15 protein-coding genes are annotated in these 15,113 nt (G+C 68.6%); 8 read left to right on the forward strand and 7 right to left on the reverse strand.

The features are described 5' to 3' along the window. Positions 1-136 precede the first annotated feature (136 nt). Entirely contained in the window at positions 137-955 is an 819-nt protein-coding gene (locus ACQY46_RS06615; RefSeq protein WP_428699475.1) for a nucleotidyltransferase family protein, read from the forward strand. Here the strand turns inward: ACQY46_RS06615 and pabB are convergent. Further along, positions 883-2,715, reverse strand: coding sequence for an aminodeoxychorismate synthase component I (gene pabB, locus ACQY46_RS06620; RefSeq protein WP_428699476.1), 1,833 nt, complete (start codon positions 2,713-2,715; stop codon positions 883-885). The two genes, ACQY46_RS06615 and pabB, sit on opposite strands and share 73 nt — an antisense overlap. A 372-nt stretch (positions 2,716-3,087) precedes the next feature. Further along, positions 3,088-4,086 carry a class I SAM-dependent methyltransferase gene (locus ACQY46_RS06625; protein WP_428699477.1) on the reverse strand — a complete coding sequence of 333 codons (999 nt, stop codon included), beginning with the start codon at positions 4,084-4,086 and terminating at the stop codon, positions 3,088-3,090. A gap of 158 nt (positions 4,087-4,244) precedes the next feature. On the opposite strand from ACQY46_RS06625, the gene ACQY46_RS06630 reads away from it, so the two are divergent. Further along, positions 4,245-6,137 (forward strand): SLC13 family permease, encoded by a 1,893-nt coding sequence (locus ACQY46_RS06630; RefSeq protein ID WP_428699478.1) that lies wholly within the window; start codon positions 4,245-4,247, stop codon positions 6,135-6,137. Between the two features lie 34 nt (positions 6,138-6,171). Here the strand turns inward: ACQY46_RS06630 and ACQY46_RS06635 are convergent, their stop codons facing one another. Next, positions 6,172-6,768 (reverse strand): cytochrome b/b6 domain-containing protein, encoded by a 597-nt coding sequence (locus ACQY46_RS06635; protein WP_428699479.1) that lies wholly within the window; start codon positions 6,766-6,768, stop codon positions 6,172-6,174. Beyond that, positions 6,768-7,061, reverse strand: a complete 294-nt coding sequence (locus ACQY46_RS06640) for a PepSY domain-containing protein (RefSeq protein ID WP_428699480.1) — start codon at positions 7,059-7,061, stop codon at positions 6,768-6,770. The genes ACQY46_RS06635 and ACQY46_RS06640 overlap by 1 nt, the downstream gene beginning before the upstream one ends. 136 nt (positions 7,062-7,197) lie before the next feature. Between ACQY46_RS06640 and ACQY46_RS06645 the strand changes: the two genes are divergently transcribed. The 3 genes from ACQY46_RS06645 to ACQY46_RS06655 are packed head-to-tail and all read left to right on the forward strand — an operon-like array spanning position 7,198 to position 9,619. After that, the gene (locus ACQY46_RS06645; protein WP_428699481.1) at positions 7,198-7,521 is read left to right on the forward strand and encodes a PepSY domain-containing protein; all 324 of its coding nucleotides are present in this window, start codon (positions 7,198-7,200) and stop codon (positions 7,519-7,521) included. Continuing rightward, complete coding sequence (locus ACQY46_RS06650; protein WP_428699482.1) at positions 7,521-8,186, forward strand: response regulator transcription factor; 666 nt, start codon at positions 7,521-7,523, stop codon at positions 8,184-8,186. Before ACQY46_RS06645 ends, ACQY46_RS06650 begins: the two co-directional genes overlap by 1 nt. Continuing rightward, a complete protein-coding gene (locus ACQY46_RS06655; RefSeq protein ID WP_428699483.1) occupies positions 8,183-9,619 on the forward strand; it encodes a sensor histidine kinase in 1,437 nt (478 codons plus the stop codon). The genes ACQY46_RS06650 and ACQY46_RS06655 overlap by 4 nt, the downstream gene beginning before the upstream one ends. A gap of 108 nt (positions 9,620-9,727) precedes the next feature. Here the strand turns inward: ACQY46_RS06655 and ACQY46_RS06660 are convergent, their stop codons facing one another. Continuing rightward, entirely contained in the window at positions 9,728-10,354 is a 627-nt protein-coding gene (locus ACQY46_RS06660; RefSeq protein WP_428699484.1) for a class I SAM-dependent methyltransferase, read from the reverse strand. Between the two features lie 134 nt (positions 10,355-10,488). Between ACQY46_RS06660 and ACQY46_RS06665 the strand changes: the two genes are divergently transcribed. Continuing rightward, on the forward strand, positions 10,489-11,433 hold the full coding sequence (locus tag ACQY46_RS06665; protein ID WP_428699485.1) for a LysR family transcriptional regulator: 945 nt from the start codon (positions 10,489-10,491) through the stop codon (positions 11,431-11,433). On the opposite strand, the gene ACQY46_RS06670 is transcribed toward ACQY46_RS06665, so the two are convergent. Next, positions 11,402-12,460, reverse strand: coding sequence for a Rieske 2Fe-2S domain-containing protein (locus tag ACQY46_RS06670; protein ID WP_428699486.1), 1,059 nt, complete (start codon positions 12,458-12,460; stop codon positions 11,402-11,404). The two genes, ACQY46_RS06665 and ACQY46_RS06670, sit on opposite strands and share 32 nt — an antisense overlap. 153 nt (positions 12,461-12,613) lie before the next feature. Next, a complete protein-coding gene (locus ACQY46_RS06675) occupies positions 12,614-13,516 on the reverse strand; it encodes a LysR substrate-binding domain-containing protein (protein ID WP_428699487.1) in 903 nt (300 codons plus the stop codon). 117 nt (positions 13,517-13,633) lie between these two features. Here ACQY46_RS06675 and ACQY46_RS06680 point away from each other — a divergent pair, with 117 nt between their 5' ends. Continuing rightward, positions 13,634-14,224 carry a carboxymuconolactone decarboxylase family protein gene (locus tag ACQY46_RS06680; protein WP_428699488.1) on the forward strand — a complete coding sequence of 197 codons (591 nt, stop codon included), beginning with the start codon at positions 13,634-13,636 and terminating at the stop codon, positions 14,222-14,224. Next, positions 14,221-15,102 (forward strand): NAD(P)-dependent oxidoreductase, encoded by an 882-nt coding sequence (locus ACQY46_RS06685; protein WP_428699489.1) that lies wholly within the window; start codon positions 14,221-14,223, stop codon positions 15,100-15,102. The genes ACQY46_RS06680 and ACQY46_RS06685 overlap by 4 nt, the downstream gene beginning before the upstream one ends. Positions 15,103-15,113: the final 11 nt, after the last annotated feature.

The following is a 15,113-nucleotide window of genomic DNA, read 5'->3' on the forward strand; positions in this document are numbered from 1 at the left end:
GCGCGAGAACATCCCGTGCCCTTTTCGCGCCGTATCCCGATCCCGTTCGGAGGCTTGCACCGCGCGCGATGAGCCCGCATCCTGTCGGGCAGGGGGCATGCGTTGCGCGAAGCGGCGCGAATGACGAGGGGATCAGATGACGGCGGCGCAGGCTGCGGCGGTTGACCGGGGCCCCGGTCTTGCCTTCGGGCGCACGACGCTTGGCGATCCGGCGCTGACCGGCGAGGACGACCGGCGGCGCGTGCTGGAGCTGATTCTGCGCATGGATCCGGTGGTGATGCAGGTGCTGAAGACCGCGCGCCGCCTGGGGCTGCCCGACTGGCGGCTGGCCAGCGGCGCGATCTACCAGACTGTCTGGAACGCGCTGACCCGCCGCCCGGCCGGACACGGCATCAAGGATCTCGACCTCATCTATTTCGACGGCGACACCAGCTACGAGGCCGAGGATCGGGTCATCACCCGCGCCCGGCCGCTGTTCGCCGGCCTGCCGGCGCCGCTCGAGATCCGCAACCAGGCCCGTGTCCATCTCTGGTTCGCGGAAAAGCACGGCATTTCCTATCCGCGCCTGTCCTGCACCGATGCGGCCCTGCTGAACTATGCCGCGCGCACCCACGCGGTCGCCGTCCGGCTGGAGGCCGACGGCCGCCTGTCGATTGTCGCGCCCTTCGGCCTGGCCGACATTTTCGCCATGCGGCTGGTGCCCAATCCGGTGCTCGACAACGCCGCCACCTACATGGAAAAGGCGGTCAGGATGAAGGCCGCCTGGCCGGAGATCGAGATCGTGCCCTGGCCGGCGGCGGCAAGCGATGCCGCGCCCGGGCCGGTGGCGCCGAAGGTGCGGGGGTCCGGCACGGCCGCCCCCTCAGGCGACGCGGCCGCGCCTCATTCGGCGGCCTCGCGCAAGCGCGACTGGATGACGCTTTCGACCAGCCCGCGCAGCGAATTGCCGAGATAAATGCGCCCGGCGCCGTCCAGGTCCGCAACCCTGAGATCCGCCTCAAAGGCGCGTCCGCTGTCGATCAGTGCGGCGCGCAAGGTGCCGGGCAACAGGCCGTGCCGCAGCGCGGGCGTCAGCAGCCGCCCGTTGCGGGCGATGAAGAGGTTGGTGAAGCTCCCCTCCGTCAGGTACCCGTCCCGGTTGACGAACAGCACCTCGTCGCAGCCGGTCCCGGCGGCAAGGCGCGCCCGCGTGCCGTCGTATAGCGCCCGCCGCGTCGTCTTGTGGGCAAGCAGGGGATCGCCGGCATCGATGGCGACATCGGCGAGCGCCACCTTCCAGCGCGCCGGCGCGGGCGGCATCTCGCCTGTCTCAAGGCTCAAGGTTCCATCCGGATCGAGCGTCAGCTTCACCCGGCGCGCCGCCGGAAAGTCTGTCGCGTGTCCGGCAAGCAGGGCGCTCGCCGCATGCCGGTCGAAGGCGAAGCCGAGCCGCGCGGCGCTTGTCGCCATGCGGTCCAGATGGCGTTCGAGCAGCAGGTAGCCGGCAAGCCCTTCCGCCTCGCCCGGGTGCCAGGCCATCGTCTCGAACAGCGAGAAACCGGCCGCCGGCCGCTCCAGGAAGGCGAGCTTCAGCCGGCATTCGTCATATTCGGGGCTGGCGGCGGAATCGAAGACGAGACCCGAGCCGGCACCCATCTCGAAGCGGCCATCGTCATGCGCAACCATGGTGCGGATCGCCACGTTGAAGCGGAAATCGCCGGAGGGCTCCAGATGCCCGATGGCACCGGTATAGACGCCGCGCGGGCCGTGCTCCAACCGGTGGATGATCTGCATCGCCGACAGTTTCGGTGCACCCGTGATCGAGCCGCAGGGGAAGAGCTGCCGCATGCATTCGGCAAAGCCGGTTTCCGCCGGAACGCGGGCCTCCACGCTCGAGGTCATCTGGAACAGCGTCGCGTAGCGCTCGACCTCGAACAGGCGCGGAACCTGGACGCTGCCGGTCTCGGCGATGCGCGACAGGTCGTTGCGCATCAGGTCGACGATCATCACGTTCTCGGCCCGGGACTTCGGATCGCGGGCAAGTTCGGCGGCGATCTCCCGGTCTTCCGGGGCGCTTGCGCCGCGCCGCGCCGTGCCCTTCATCGGCCGGGTGAGGAGGCGGGAGCCGCGTCGCTCGAGAAACAGCTCCGGCGACAGCGACAGCAGCGTGGTGCCGTCAAGCCGCAGGAAGGCGGCGTGGCCGACCGGCTGGGCGGCGATCAGCCGGGTGAACAGGCGGGCGAGGCTGCCGCGCCAGCGCCCGTGCGCCCGCATCGTCAGGTTGGCCTGGTAGATGTCGCCCTTGGCCAGATGGTCGCGCACGGCGGCGAAGGCCGCGTCATACTCCGTCCGCGACATGTCGAAGCCGTCGATCCCGGCGCCGGTTTCCTCGTTCGGCGCACCGTCCTCCTCGTCAAGGAGCCGGGCGAGCGCCTCCGCCATCGGCAGGCGTTCGGGCGCCTCGTGCAGGCCGAACCAGACAAGCGGCAGGGCGGGATCGGCGGGGGCAAGGGGGAGGAGCTTCTCCTCGAAGGCGAATCCGGCCTCGTAGGCAAGAAAGCCGGCGACATGGGCGCCGGCGCGGGCCGCGGCCTCGGCCCGTTGCAGCACCGCCTCGACCTCGCCGATCTTCCGGCAGGCGAGCACCTCGCGCGGCGGCGGAAAGACCAGCGCCTCGCCCGCGATCGCGTCGACGAGGACGAGCCCTGTTCCGGCGGCCTTCGATGTCTCGCTCATGGGATGAACCTGCAAACCCTGCCCCTCGGGTCGTCTCTTAGGACGTGAACTCATAATTGTGCCGGAAACGGCGTCCGGTCCGGCAATGATCCGCCAGAAAGGCCGCGATGGCCGGGGCGGGACCCCGGTCAAGCGGTCTGACGCCGCGGGTCGAAGCCGGACGGGCGCCCTCCGGGTATGAAGGAACGGGCTGGCAACGGCGTCGCACCCCCTTGAAAACCGGGCGGTTTCCTGCGGGTTTGCTCCTGGTATCCAGTCCGTTCCCTCATACCGTTTCTCGCCAGAATTATGAGTTCACGTCCTAGTGCAGTTGGCCTGCGTTGCAAAGGCGCCGGCGCGACGGGGCGCGGTGCATAAGCGTCCTTGTCGCCGCTACGGCCTGCGGGCCGCGTCCATCCGCTTGAAGACGTGGTCGAGAATGTCGCGCGGCGAGCCGTGGGTCTTGGCCAGGATATATTCCTTGGGGTAGCGATAGAGCTTGCCGATGAACCGTCCGATCCCGCGCCGGCTCGCCACATGGCCGGCAACAGAGGTCGATGCCGTCAGGCCGGACCAAAGCCGGCGATAGTTTTCCTCCATCGGCCGCGGCACGTCGCAGAACGCCGCGCCGGTCTTGCGGACGATCAGCGTCGTGCTGTCATTGCTTTCGGGCAACAGTTCGAAACCCGATTTCAGCACCATGGCCTTCAGCGTGTCATGGTTGAAATTGTGGACATGGGCGTAGTGGAACCGGGTCCAGGGCGCGTGGCTGGTATGGGCGATGTCGGGCACCGCGACGCACAAAATACCGCCCGGCCGCAGCAACCCGTTGAGGAAGCGCAGCGAGGCGAGCGGGTCGCGCAGGTGCTCCAGAACATGGCTCAGGTTGATGATGTCGAAGTGGTCCTTCGGCAGGCCCGCCTGCTCGTAGTTGCAGTTCTGGACCGGCAGGTCGAGCTTTGTCCGGGTGTATTGCGCATAACCGGTGTTCGGTTCGATGCCGGTGACCTCGAACCCCATCTTGCGCGCCATGTAGAGGATCTCGCCGCTGCCCGCGCCGATGTCCAGGAAGCGGCGCTGTTCGGGGCCGGTGAGTGCTGCGAGCTGCGCCACCCGCTGATACGCCCCCGGCGCATAGCGATAGACGTGTTTCAGCTTCGGTTCGTGGGTGGACTTGTATTTCTTGCGGTAATCGACCGCATAGAAGCGTTCCAGCTCCGCCGCGGTCGGCATCGGGTGGCTTTGCAGAAGGCCGCAGCCGGTGCAGATCACCGTGGTGAGCTTTTCGAAGCCGCGGCCGATTTTCGACACGACCTTCCGCTCGCGCCCATGGCAAATGCTGCAGGCCTGCTCGCTGTCGAGCGTCAGCCCCACATCCGGATTGTCTGCCATGTCGCCCTCAGTTTCCCGTTTTCCAGAATATCAGCCCGGACGGACCCTAGTAAGTTTCTCCGGGAAGTAAACACCGGAGGGAACCATTCCTGTGCCGGCGCCGTTCCCACTGGCGTGTCAAGCCTGTAGACAGGGGATGACGTAACCGGGAGTTCTCCATGAGCGGCGACCAGATCGCGATCCTTGCCATTCTCGCGGCGACGATGGGCCTGTTCCTGTCCGGTCGCCTGCGCCATGACGTGGTCGCGCTGGCCGCGCTGATCGCCTGCGTTGTCGCCGGCCTGGTGCCGGCGGACGAGGCGTTTGCCGGCTTCGGCCATCCGGCGGTGATTACCGTCGCCTGCGTGCTCGTGCTCAGCCGCGGGCTGCAGTCCTCCGGCGCCGTCGACGTGCTTGCCCGCACGGTTCTGCCGGCCAATGCCGGGCGCACCGCCTCGCTTGCCGCGCTGACCGGGCTTGGCGCAGCCCTGTCCGGCTTCATGAACAATGTCGGGGCGATGGCGCTCCTGATGCCCGTTGCCCTGCAGCTTTCCCGCAGACTGGAGATGACGCCCGGCCGGGTGCTGATGCCGCTCGCCTTCGGCACCATTCTGGGCGGCATGACAACGCTGATCGGCACCCCGCCCAACCTCATCGTCTCCGGGTTTCGGGCCGAGACCGGTGCCGGCGGCTTCGCCATGTTCGACTTCGCCCCCGTCGGCCTCGGCGTGGCGCTGGCCGGGCTTGTCTTCGTCGTCTTCGCCGGCTGGCGCCTGGTTCCGGTGACCCGGGCCGCGGCGGGCGAGGATTTCGAGACCGGCGCCTATTTCACCGAGGCCCGGGTCAAGGAGGGCGGCAAGGCCGCCGGCATGACCCTGCGCGAGATCGAGGCCAAGCTCGACCCGGACGTTGCCCAGGTCGTCGGCCTGGTGCGCAACGAGGTGCGCGTCAGCGCCCCTCATGGCGCGCGCCGCATTCGCTCGGGCGACATCCTCGTGCTGGAAGCGGACATGGACGGCATCGCCGAGGCGCTGTCGAAGCTCGACCTCAAGCTGGAGGAACAGGTCAAACCCGAGCCGAGGGTTGTCGAGGCCGACACCGCAGAAGACGGCAACGGCGGCAACGAAACGGACAAGGCCGCGGAAGGCGGCGAGGACGACCGCCAGGAAAATTCCAGGGAGAACCATCAGGAGAGCCGCCAGACCAGCGAGAGCGAGGAGATCGTGCTGCGCGAACTCGTCGTGCGCCCCGGCTCTCTGATCGTCGGCCGCTCGGCCCGCGACCTGTCGCTCAGGACCCGCTACGGGCTCAACCTGCTGGGCGTGTCGCGCAACGGCCGGCGCTCGACCGCGCGGCTGAGGACGATGGCGCTGCAGTCCGGCGACCTGCTCTTGATGCAGGGGCCCACGGATGCGCTTTCCGATTTCGCCTCCGACATGGGCTGCGTTCCGCTGGCCGAACGCGAGCTGCGTATCCCGAACAAGCGCAGGGCTTTCATTTCGGCGGTGATTCTCGGCCTGTCGATCCTTGTCGCGGCGCTCGGCCTGCTGCCGGCCGCCGTCTCGTTCTCCGCCGGCGTGCTGGCCTCGATGGTGCTGAAGACGGTGCCCTTGCGCTCCGTCTACACGGCGATCGACTGGCCGATCGTCGTGCTGCTTGCAGCGCTCATTCCGGTGGCCGGCGCGATGGAGGCGACCGGCACGGCCGAACTCCTCGCCTCCTTCCTTGTCGGCACGGTGGCCCAGGGTCATCCCGTCGTCGCGCTGGCGATGGTCATGCTGGTCACCATGTTCCTGTCGGACGTGATGAACAACGCGGCGACGGCGGCGGTGATGTGCCCCATCGCCATCGGCATCGCCGCCGCGCTCGGGGTTGCCGCCGATGCCTTCCTGATGGCGGTGGCGATCGGCGCCTCCTGCGCCTTCCTGACCCCGATCGGCCACCAGAACAACACGCTGATCCTCGGTCCCGGCGGCTTCGGCTTTGGCGATTACTGGCGCCTCGGCCTGCCGCTGGAGGTGGTCGTCACCGCGGTGGCGCTGCCGCTGCTGCTGCTCGTCTGGCCGCTCTGACGAACGCGTGCCGGCTCAACCCCGGGGCTCGGGATCAGGTCCCGCCGCCGCGCTTGCGGCCGGTGATCATCGAGAGGACCAGGTTTTCGCGGTGCTCGAAGCTCGCCAGCAGGACGCCTGCAAGATGCAGGAAGACGAGCGCCAGCGCGCCGTTGGCGAGCACTTCATGCAGGTCCTCGACCCAGCCCGTGCCCCAGAAGGCGTCGGTCGTCATCATGTAGCCCGTGGCGCAGGCGCCGCCGAGCGCCGCGATCAGGGCCAGCACCATGGCGCCGCCCGCCGGATTGTGGCCGATGAAGCGCCGGGCCTTGAGGCGGATGCTGTCGATAAGAAACGAGGCCACTTCGCCGGGCGGGCGGACGAAATCCGAAAAGCGGGCGTGCGGCGTGCCGACGAAGCCCCAGAGGATGCGGAGGACGAGAAGGCCGGCGATCGTGTAGCCGGCAAGCTCGTGGATGCGCTGGATCTCGTCCGCCGTGACATAGGCGACGGTGAAGCCGGCGACCAGCGACCAGTGGAAGAGGCGGACGAGCGGATCCCAGACCCGGACGGTGGCGGCGCCGGGTTCGCCTGTCTGGCCGCCGGGCGACATCTCGCCGCCCGGCAGGGCCGTGCCCTCATGCGAGGTCATCAGTCGTCATTGTCGTGGGCGAGGATCTCGCCGGTGACCGGGTGAACATAGGCCTCGAGACGCAGGCCCTGGGCGTTGATGGCGTAGATTTCGTAGACGCCGTCGTCGAGCTCGACCTGACGAACCTTGAAGCCCTGCGCCTCGTATTTCTCGGCGATCTGGGCGACGCTCATCCACTGGTCGCGCGGCGCGTCAATGTTGAAGCGCTGGCGGCCGTCATTGCCGGCGAACGCGGCACCGGCCGTGCCGGCGAGGATCAGGACGAGAACGGAAAGAAGGATGGGCTTGCGCATGTGTCGGTCTCCTGTTGGTCTGCCGTGCGGCCCGTGCCACCGGCGATGGAAGTGATAATGCGCCATCGACCCTGACGTCAGGCCTTTGCGCGAAGTCAGTGAATTGTCAGTTTCGGCGCGCTATAGATCTCCTGTGATGAAACAAGCTCCCGCCCGCCGCCGGTTCGCCGCCCTGTCGCTCGCCCTTCTGCTGGGCGCATCCCTTGCCGGTGCCTCCGCTTTCGCCGGCAGCGATCATGAGAAGGCCATGCGTGCCGTGCGCGAGGGGCGGGCGCTGCCGCTCGCGGAGATCCTTCCGGGCATCGAGAGCCGGATCGGCGGCCGCGTCCTGGAGGTCGAGCTGGAACGCGAGGACGGGCGCTACTTCTACGAGTTCAAGATGGTGACGACCTCCGGCCGCCTGCTGGAGGTGATGGTCGACGCCGCCAGCGGCCGCGTCGTCGAGATCGAGGACGATTGATGCGCGTGCTGGTCGTGGAGGACGACGCGCGCATCCGCCGCGACGTGACGGCGACGCTCGAGGGGGCCGGCTATCTGGTCGAGGTCGCGCGGGACGGCGAGGAGGCCTGGTTCTCGGGCGACACCCAGGATTTCGACCTGGTGGTGCTCGACCTCGGTCTGCCCGTGCTGGACGGGCTGTCGGTGCTGAAACGCTGGCGCGCCGGCGGTCGCGCCATGCCGGTGCTGATCCTCACCGCGCGCGGCTCCTGGTCCGAGCGCGTCGAGGGCATCGACGCGGGCGCCGACGACTATCTTCCCAAGCCGTTTCGCATGGAGGAGCTTCTCGCCCGTTCCCGCGCCCTCATCCGCCGCTCCGTCGGCGTTGCCAGCGCGGCGATCGCGGCCGGTCCCCTGCTGCTCGACACCCGCCAGATGCGCGTCTCGCGCGACGGCGCACCGCTCGCCCTGTCGCCGCTGGAATACAGGCTCGTCGCCTATCTGATGCACCACAAGGGCCGCGTCGTGCCGGCAACCGAACTGCTTGAGCATCTTTACGGCGACGACGACGCCCGCGACCCCAACGCGCTGGAAGCCGTGATCGCCAGGCTGCGCAAGAAGCTCGGCCCCGGTGCCGTCGAGACCCGTCGCGGCTTCGGCTACCTGGTCGAGGAGGCGGCGCCGTGAGGCACGGCTCGCTGCGCCTGCGCCTCCTCCTGGCCGGCGCCATCTCGATCCTGCTGGCGCTGGCGCTGTCCGCCGCCGGTCTCGTGCTGCTGTTCGAGCGTCATGTCGACCGGCGCATCGATCAGGAGCTTTCCGTCCATCTCGACCAGCTGATCGCCGGTCTCGAACGACCGGGCGGCGATGCGCTTGACGTTGCCCGGCCGCCGGGCGATCCGCGCTTCGCCCTGCCGTTGTCCGGCCTCTACTGGCGGGTGGAGCAGGAAGGTCTCGTGCTGCGCTCCCGCTCGCTGTGGGACGGCGATCTAGCCCTTCCCCTCGATGATCCTGTCGACGGCGAGTTGCACAGGCACATGATCGCGGGGCCGGACGGGGCCCGTCTTCTCGCGCTGGAGCGCCGCATCTCCCTGCCGGAACGGCTCGGCGGCGGCACGGCCCGGGTGGCGGCGGCGCTCGACCGGGCCGAGATCGACGCGGCCGTTCGGGCCTTCGCCTTCGACCTCGTGCCCTATCTGGCGGTTCTGGCGCTGTTCCTGCTTGTCGCCGCCTTTGCCCAGGTGAGCGTCGGCCTGCACCCGTTGAAGGCGGTGCGCGACGGGCTTGCGGCGATCCGCTCGGGCGACCGCCGCCGCCTCGGAGATGCTTTCCCGGACGAGATCCGGCCGCTGGCCGGCGAGTTCGACGGGCTGATTGCGGCACGCGAGGCACAGGTGGCCAGTGCCCGGGCGCGGGCCGGCGATCTTGCCCACGGGTTGCGCACGCCCTTGCAGGTGCTTGCCGGCGACGTGGAGCGGCTGCGGGCACGCGGCGAAAGCGAGATCGCCGGCGAGATCGAAACCGTCGCCACCGCCATGCGGCGCCATGTCGAGCGCGAGCTCGTGCGCGCCCGCATCGCCTCCGGCCGGGCGGTGGTCGACCTTTCCGTGGCGGCGCGTCCCGCCGATGTCGCCCGCAGCGTCGTTGCTGTCGTCGCCCGCACGCCGGCGGGCAGTCGCCTCGACTGGCGGATTGACATTCCCGGGGCTGCCAGCCTGCGCATCGACCCGGACGATCTTGCCGAGGCGCTCGGCAATCTCGCCGAGAACGCCGCCCGCCATGCGCGCTCGCGCGTCGCCTTCACGCTGGAGGCGGAACCGGGCGCCCGCATGGCGGCGCTGGTCCTGCGCGACGACGGTCCCGGTATGGCGCGGGAGCGGGTCGCCGAACTCGTCGGGCGCGGCGGCCGGCTCGATCTCGCCGGAAGCGGCGCGGCGGGGACAAGTGCCGAAAGCGGGCGCCCCGGCCCGGGGACAGGCAGCGGCGCCGGTCTCGGCCTTGCCATCGTCACCGACATTGCCGAGGCCTGGGGCGGGCGGCTGTCGATCGGCAACAGCGATGAGGACGAAGCACCCGGCCTCGAGGTGCGCCTGCATCTGCCGTGCGCCGGTGCCGGATGAAAACTCGTGCAATTGCCATACAAGTTTCGATCAATATTGCGCAGAAAACTGTCGAAATTTGTTCGGGATTGTCGCAATTGCACGCCTCTGAAGCGTCCTTTGCCGCCCTCAAGCCTTGCGTGCGACGATGAACCGCGAGGCCGAGCGCACCGGATAGAAGCCGGTCTCGATGATCTCGAAGCCGGCCTCCGCAACCATCCTGTCCATCTCCGCCGGTTTCAGGAAGGCGACATGCGGCGCCTTGCCGAAAAGGCGCATCGCGGCGATCAGCGGCCACAGCAGCAGCGCCCGCCAGCCGCCGAGACAGACGGTCTTGGAAATCAGCAATCCCCCGGGAACGAGCCGCCCGCGCAGCGCCTGCAGCGCCGCCGGCAGGTCCTCGACGAGATGCAGCAGGTTGAAGGCGAGCACCGCGTCGAAGGGACCCGCCGGGAGGCCCGACGGCGTCAGCTCCGCCTGCTCGAAGGCGACATTTCCAGGATCGCCCGCAGAAAGCTTTTCCCTTGCGATCGCAATCATTTCCCCCGAGACGTCGGTCGCCGTCAGATGGCCGGTGGCGGGCGCCAGGATCAGCGCCGTGGTGCCGGTGCCGCAGCCCACTTCCAGCACCCGCTGATCCGCCTTCAGATGCGCCTTTGTCCGCTCCAGCGTGGCGTGATAGGCCTCCGGATCGCCGACCGGCCGCGCCGCGTATTTGCGTGCGACCCTGTCCCAGAAACGTGCCGAACCCGTCATTGCCTGTCCTCGCATCTCGCCGGTCATCGCGTCCCGGTGGATCCGGGAACGGGCCGCTGGTCGTGTCCCTCGCTTAGCGCGTCGGCCGGTCAAAAGAAATTGCAGAAAAATGCAGCCTCGATATACAGATTTGCATGAATTGGCGCAGCGTCACCTTCGACTGGAACCAGGTCCGGGCCTTTCTCGTCACGGCGGAGGAAGGGTCCCTTTCCGCTGCCGCCCGGGCGCTCGGGCTGACGCAGCCGACGCTCGGCCGGCAGGTCGCCGCTCTTGAGGAGCGGCTGGGCGTCGTGCTTTTCGAGCGGCTCGGCCGGTCCCTGTCGCTCACCCGTTCCGGTCTTGAACTGCTTGAACATGCAAGGGAAATGGGAGAGGCGGCGAACCGCGTCTCGCTGGCGGCATCCGGCCGCGCGGACGCGGTCGAGGGCGAGGTTTCGGTCACCGCCAGCGATGCCTTTGCCGCCTATCTGCTGCCGTCCATGCTCGGGCGACTGCGCCTTGCGGCACCGGGGATCGCGGTCGAGGTGGTCGCGTCGAACGGCCTGCGCGACCTGCGACGGCGGGAGGCCGACATCGCCATCCGCCATGTGCAGCCAGACGAGCCGGAGCTGATCCTGCGCAAGGTCGCAGACATGCACGCCCGCCTCTATGCCGCGCGCTCCCTGATCGATCGCCTCGGCCGGCCGCATGAGGCGGTGCAGTTATCCTCCTGGCCCTTTGTCGGGTTCGAGCGCTCCGACCGGCTGATGAACGCGCTCAACGCGCAGGGCTTGGCTCTCACTCCCGACAATTTCCGCATTGTCACGGAGAATGGCGTGGTCGCCTGGGAGTATGTTCGTCAGGGGCTCGGCGTCGGGGCGATGGTGGAGGAAATCGCCGCGCTGACGCCGGACGTCGAGTGCATCTTGCCCGGTTTCCCGCCATTCCCGGTACCCGTCTGGCTGGTCACTCACCGGGAACTGCGCAAGAGCCGCAGGATCCGGGTCGTCTTCGACCTTCTCGCCGAAATGCTGGCGGGCGAGGGCGGCGAAGGGGCAGGTCCCGAGCCTAGCTCATCCAGCGCAGCAAGCGTTCCTTGACCGGATTGACGAAGGGCCGCTTCTCCTCGCCGGAGCGCTGCCACTCTTCCTTGAGCTGCATCCACCAGCGTCCCTGCGTATCGGCATCGTTGATCAGCATCAGCTTGGGATTGTGCTCCAGGCCCTCGCGCTGCTGGATGACGACGCGGCGATCCTGGTCGAGAAACACCTTCATCAGGTGGCGGGCAAGCGGCGCCAGCGGTGCGACCCAGCCCATGCTGGCCCAGAACATCTGCCGCACTTCCGTGTGCGAGGGATCGATCGGCGTGATCGTGGTCAGCCCGACCACGGTGTGTTTGCTGCCCTTGATGTGCTCGATGCGCAGGCCCGGCAGCGCGTAGCTGATCTCGGTGGTCACGTCGTCGCCCAGCACCCGGTAGGCGATGTTCTGCGGCGGCAGCTTGTGGCGCACCATTGCCCACCCGAGCCCCGACGGCGCGAAGTGTTTCTCCTTGGAGCGCAGCACCTTGGCATTCTTCTTGAACCACCAGGAGGTGTGCACGAACGCCGCATGCGTGGGGTCCATCAGGCCGAGCGCCGCATGGTCGACCGAACAGACGAACGGCAGCACGATCTCCAGTCGCGGACCGGTGCCTGCATCGATATCCGGCATCATCGGAGGCTCGGGCTGGCGTCCGTCCTCGGGGCGCTCGCCGTTTTCCGGGAAATAGATCCAGATCAGGCCGTTCTGCTCGCGCGCCGAATAGGCGCCGCAGGAGATCTTCGTATAGTCGATGGTCTGCGTCGCATGGGTGGAGGGAATGTCGACGCAGGTGCCGTCGGTGTCGAACTTCCAGCCATGGTAGCAACACTGCACGGTCTCGCCGTCGAACCAGCCATGGCGCAGCGGGATGCCGCGATGCGGGCAGATGTCGCGCAGCGCGAAGACCTTGCCGCTGGCGGCCCGGCCGATCAGCACCGGCTCGCCGAGCAGCGTCTTGCCGAGCATCTTGCCGGGCTTCACCTCCGACCCGGGGCAGGCCACGTACCACAGTCCCCGCAGCAGGTCGGCTTCCAGCTTGTTCATCTGTCGGATCTCCTGATGCGGCCAAAGCGATGCCAGACCGGGCGCCGTTTCCGGCACAATTGTGAGTCCACGTCCTAGCCCGTGCGCCGTCCGGCTTGCAAGGCACAACTCGTCGCGGGCGGGTGGAGCCGGCAGTTGGCGGGGGTTGGCGGCTCAGGCCGTGCCGGAATGAGCCTCGCGCAGGAAACCGATCATCGCCCGGGTTTTCGCGGGCAGATGGGCACGGCTCGGATAGACCAGCCATGCGGCCGTGTCGAAGCGTGTGGCGGTCACGGCCCAGTCGGCAAGGCAGCGGACCAGCCGCCCGCTTGCAACGTCCTCCCGCACCAGCCAGTCCGGCAGCAGGGCCGGGCCGAGCCCGCCGACGGCCGCGTCGCGAATGGCGCCCGCCGGCGCGAGTACGAGGTCCCCGTCCACCGGCTGCTCGAAAATCTCCCCGGACGGGCCGCGAAACAGCCAGCGGCTGCGATAGTCGCGAAGCGGGAAGCGCAGCACCCGGTGGGAAGCAAGGTCGGAAGGCTGGTGCAGGGCCGGCGCACCGGCAAGATAGGCCGGCGATGCGACGACGAGATAGCGGGTGTCCATCAGCTTGGAGACGATGACGTCGCCCTCGACAGCGGGCGCCAGGCGGATCGCAAGATCCACCCGCTCGCCGACAAGGTCGACATTGGCATCGGTGAAGAGGCATTCCACGCCGACAAGCGGAAAGGCGCGACGGAATCCGCCGAGCAGGGGAACGACGATCTGCTGCCCGAAAGCGACGGATGCCGACAGCCGCAAGGTGCCGCGCGGCCGGGCGCGGGTGTCGCGCGTCGCCGCCAGCGCGTCTTCCAGTTCGTCCATCAGCGGGGCGACCCGGGCAAGACAGGCCTCGCCCGCCTCGGTCAGCGACAAGCGGCGTGTCGTGCGCTGGAACAGCCGCACGCCGAGCTGTGCTTCCAGCGCGGCGACGGAGCGCGAGATCGAGGACGGGTCCGTACCCCGTGCCCGGGCGGTGCCGGCAAAGCTGCCATGGCGGGCGATCTCGACGAAGAGTGCGATGTCTTCCGTGTTCATTCATGCATATTTCACATCAATGACCTGCATGATCAATCATTTTACGCGGGTTTCGGCATCGATAGCGTTCGGCGACGGGATGGCCATGGCGGCCATCCCTGCGAGAAGGACAGACCGATGAACACATTTCCCCTTCACACACGCGACAGCGCGCCGGAGGGTGCCCGCGGCTTGCTCGAGGCGGTACAGGCGCAATGGGGTTTCGTGCCCAACCTCCACGCCATCCTGGCGGAGAGCCCGCTGGCGCTGGCAAGTTACGAGACCCTGTTCGGCCTCGTGCAGGAACGCGCCAGTCTTGGCCCGGTCGAGCGGCAGGCGGCTTTTCTCACGGTCAGCGTCTTTCACGGCTGCGCCTACTGCACCATGGGCCACACGTTCCTTGCCCGGCAGGCCGGGATGGAGGAGGCGGACCTGGAGGCCCTGCGCGCCGGCGGGCCACCCGCCACCACGCGGCTGGCGGACCTTGCCGCATTCACCCGCAAGCTGCTTGAAACGCGGGGTCATGCGGGCCCGGGCGCGCTTGCGGACTTCCTCGCCGCCGGCTTCACCCGGGCACAGGTGCTGGAGGTCCTTGTGATCATCGCGGTCAAGACGATCTCCAACTACGCCAATCATATCACGGCAACGCCGCATGAGGATTTCATGACAGACCCGGCGCTCTCCTGGAGGGCTGCCGGCAATGACGCGGCGCAGGCAGGTGGCGCATGAGCCGGGTCGCCGTTCTCGGGCTCGGGGCGATGGGGTCGCGCATGGCCGCAAGGCTCCTGAAGGCGGGGCATTCCGTCACGGTCTGGAACCGGTCGTCCGGTCCTGTCGCCGCGCTGGTCGAACGGGGAGCGGTGTCCGCGCCGACCCCGCGCGCCGCCGTCAAGGGGGGCGAGCTTGTGATCGCGATGGTTTACGACGATGCGGCCTCGGAAGCGGTTTGGCTGGCTCCTGACACGGGCGCGCTGGCGGGCCTGGAAAAAGGATGCGTCGGCATCGAATGCTCGACGGTCTCCATGCGGCATGTGCTGCGGCTTCATGCCCTGGCGCAGGAGCGGGGCATTGCCTTTCTCGACGCGCCGGTAGCCGGATCGCGGCCGCAGGCGGAGGCAGGCGAGCTCGTCTTCATGGCGGGCGGCAGGGCGGATGTGCTGGAGACGGTGGAGCCGGTGCTTCTCGACCTCGGCAAGTCCGCGTTCCACGCCGGCGGGCCGGGTGCCGGTGCGCTGGTCAAGCTGATGGTCAACGCGCTGCTTGCCGCCCAGACCGCGACGCTGGCCGAACTTCTCGGCCTTGCCGCAAGGTCGGGTGCGGACACCGCCACCGCGCTCGAGATCATCGGGGCGACGGCCGTGGCGAGCCCGGCGGTCGTTTCGGGTGGCCGGGCCATGCTGGCGGGCGCGTTCGCGCCGGCAGCACCCGTCGACCTCATCGCCAAGGACCTGTCGCTCGTCCTGCGGGCAGGCAGGGAGGTCGGGGCGCGGATGCCGATGGTCGCGGCCGGCGGGGCCGTGTTCGGTGCGGCCGCCGCTGCGGGCCTTGGAGGCGACAACCTCACGGGCGTCGTCAAGCTGTACCGGGACCCGGCGCCGGCCGGCTGACTCGTGCGGCT

Source organism: Stappia sp., from assembly GCF_965276915.1.
Classification (GTDB): Bacteria; Pseudomonadota; Alphaproteobacteria; order Rhizobiales; family Stappiaceae; genus Stappia.

Bases quoted from the DNA above. Each gene is read 5' to 3' on its own strand.
- ACQY46_RS06615 (WP_428699475.1), top strand. From the start codon at position 137: ATGACGGCGGCGCAGGCTGCGGCGGTTGACCGGGGCCCCGGTCTTGCC.
- pabB (WP_428699476.1), bottom strand. From the start codon at position 2,715: ATGAGCGAGACATCGAAGGCCGCCGGAACAGGGCTCGTCCTCGTCGAC.
- ACQY46_RS06625 (WP_428699477.1), bottom strand. From the start codon at position 4,086: ATGGCAGACAATCCGGATGTGGGGCTGACGCTCGACAGCGAGCAGGCC.
- ACQY46_RS06630 (WP_428699478.1), top strand. From the start codon at position 4,245: ATGAGCGGCGACCAGATCGCGATCCTTGCCATTCTCGCGGCGACGATG.
- ACQY46_RS06635 (WP_428699479.1), bottom strand. From the start codon at position 6,768: ATGACCTCGCATGAGGGCACGGCCCTGCCGGGCGGCGAGATGTCGCCC.
- ACQY46_RS06640 (WP_428699480.1), bottom strand. From the start codon at position 7,061: ATGCGCAAGCCCATCCTTCTTTCCGTTCTCGTCCTGATCCTCGCCGGC.
- ACQY46_RS06645 (WP_428699481.1), top strand. From the start codon at position 7,198: ATGAAACAAGCTCCCGCCCGCCGCCGGTTCGCCGCCCTGTCGCTCGCC.
- ACQY46_RS06650 (WP_428699482.1), top strand. From the start codon at position 7,521: ATGCGCGTGCTGGTCGTGGAGGACGACGCGCGCATCCGCCGCGACGTG.
- ACQY46_RS06660 (WP_428699484.1), bottom strand. From the start codon at position 10,354: ATGACGGGTTCGGCACGTTTCTGGGACAGGGTCGCACGCAAATACGCG.
- ACQY46_RS06665 (WP_428699485.1), top strand. From the start codon at position 10,489: ATGAATTGGCGCAGCGTCACCTTCGACTGGAACCAGGTCCGGGCCTTT.
- ACQY46_RS06670 (WP_428699486.1), bottom strand. From the start codon at position 12,460: ATGAACAAGCTGGAAGCCGACCTGCTGCGGGGACTGTGGTACGTGGCC.
- ACQY46_RS06675 (WP_428699487.1), bottom strand. From the start codon at position 13,516: ATGAACACGGAAGACATCGCACTCTTCGTCGAGATCGCCCGCCATGGC.
- ACQY46_RS06680 (WP_428699488.1), top strand. From the start codon at position 13,634: ATGAACACATTTCCCCTTCACACACGCGACAGCGCGCCGGAGGGTGCC.
- ACQY46_RS06685 (WP_428699489.1), top strand. From the start codon at position 14,221: ATGAGCCGGGTCGCCGTTCTCGGGCTCGGGGCGATGGGGTCGCGCATG.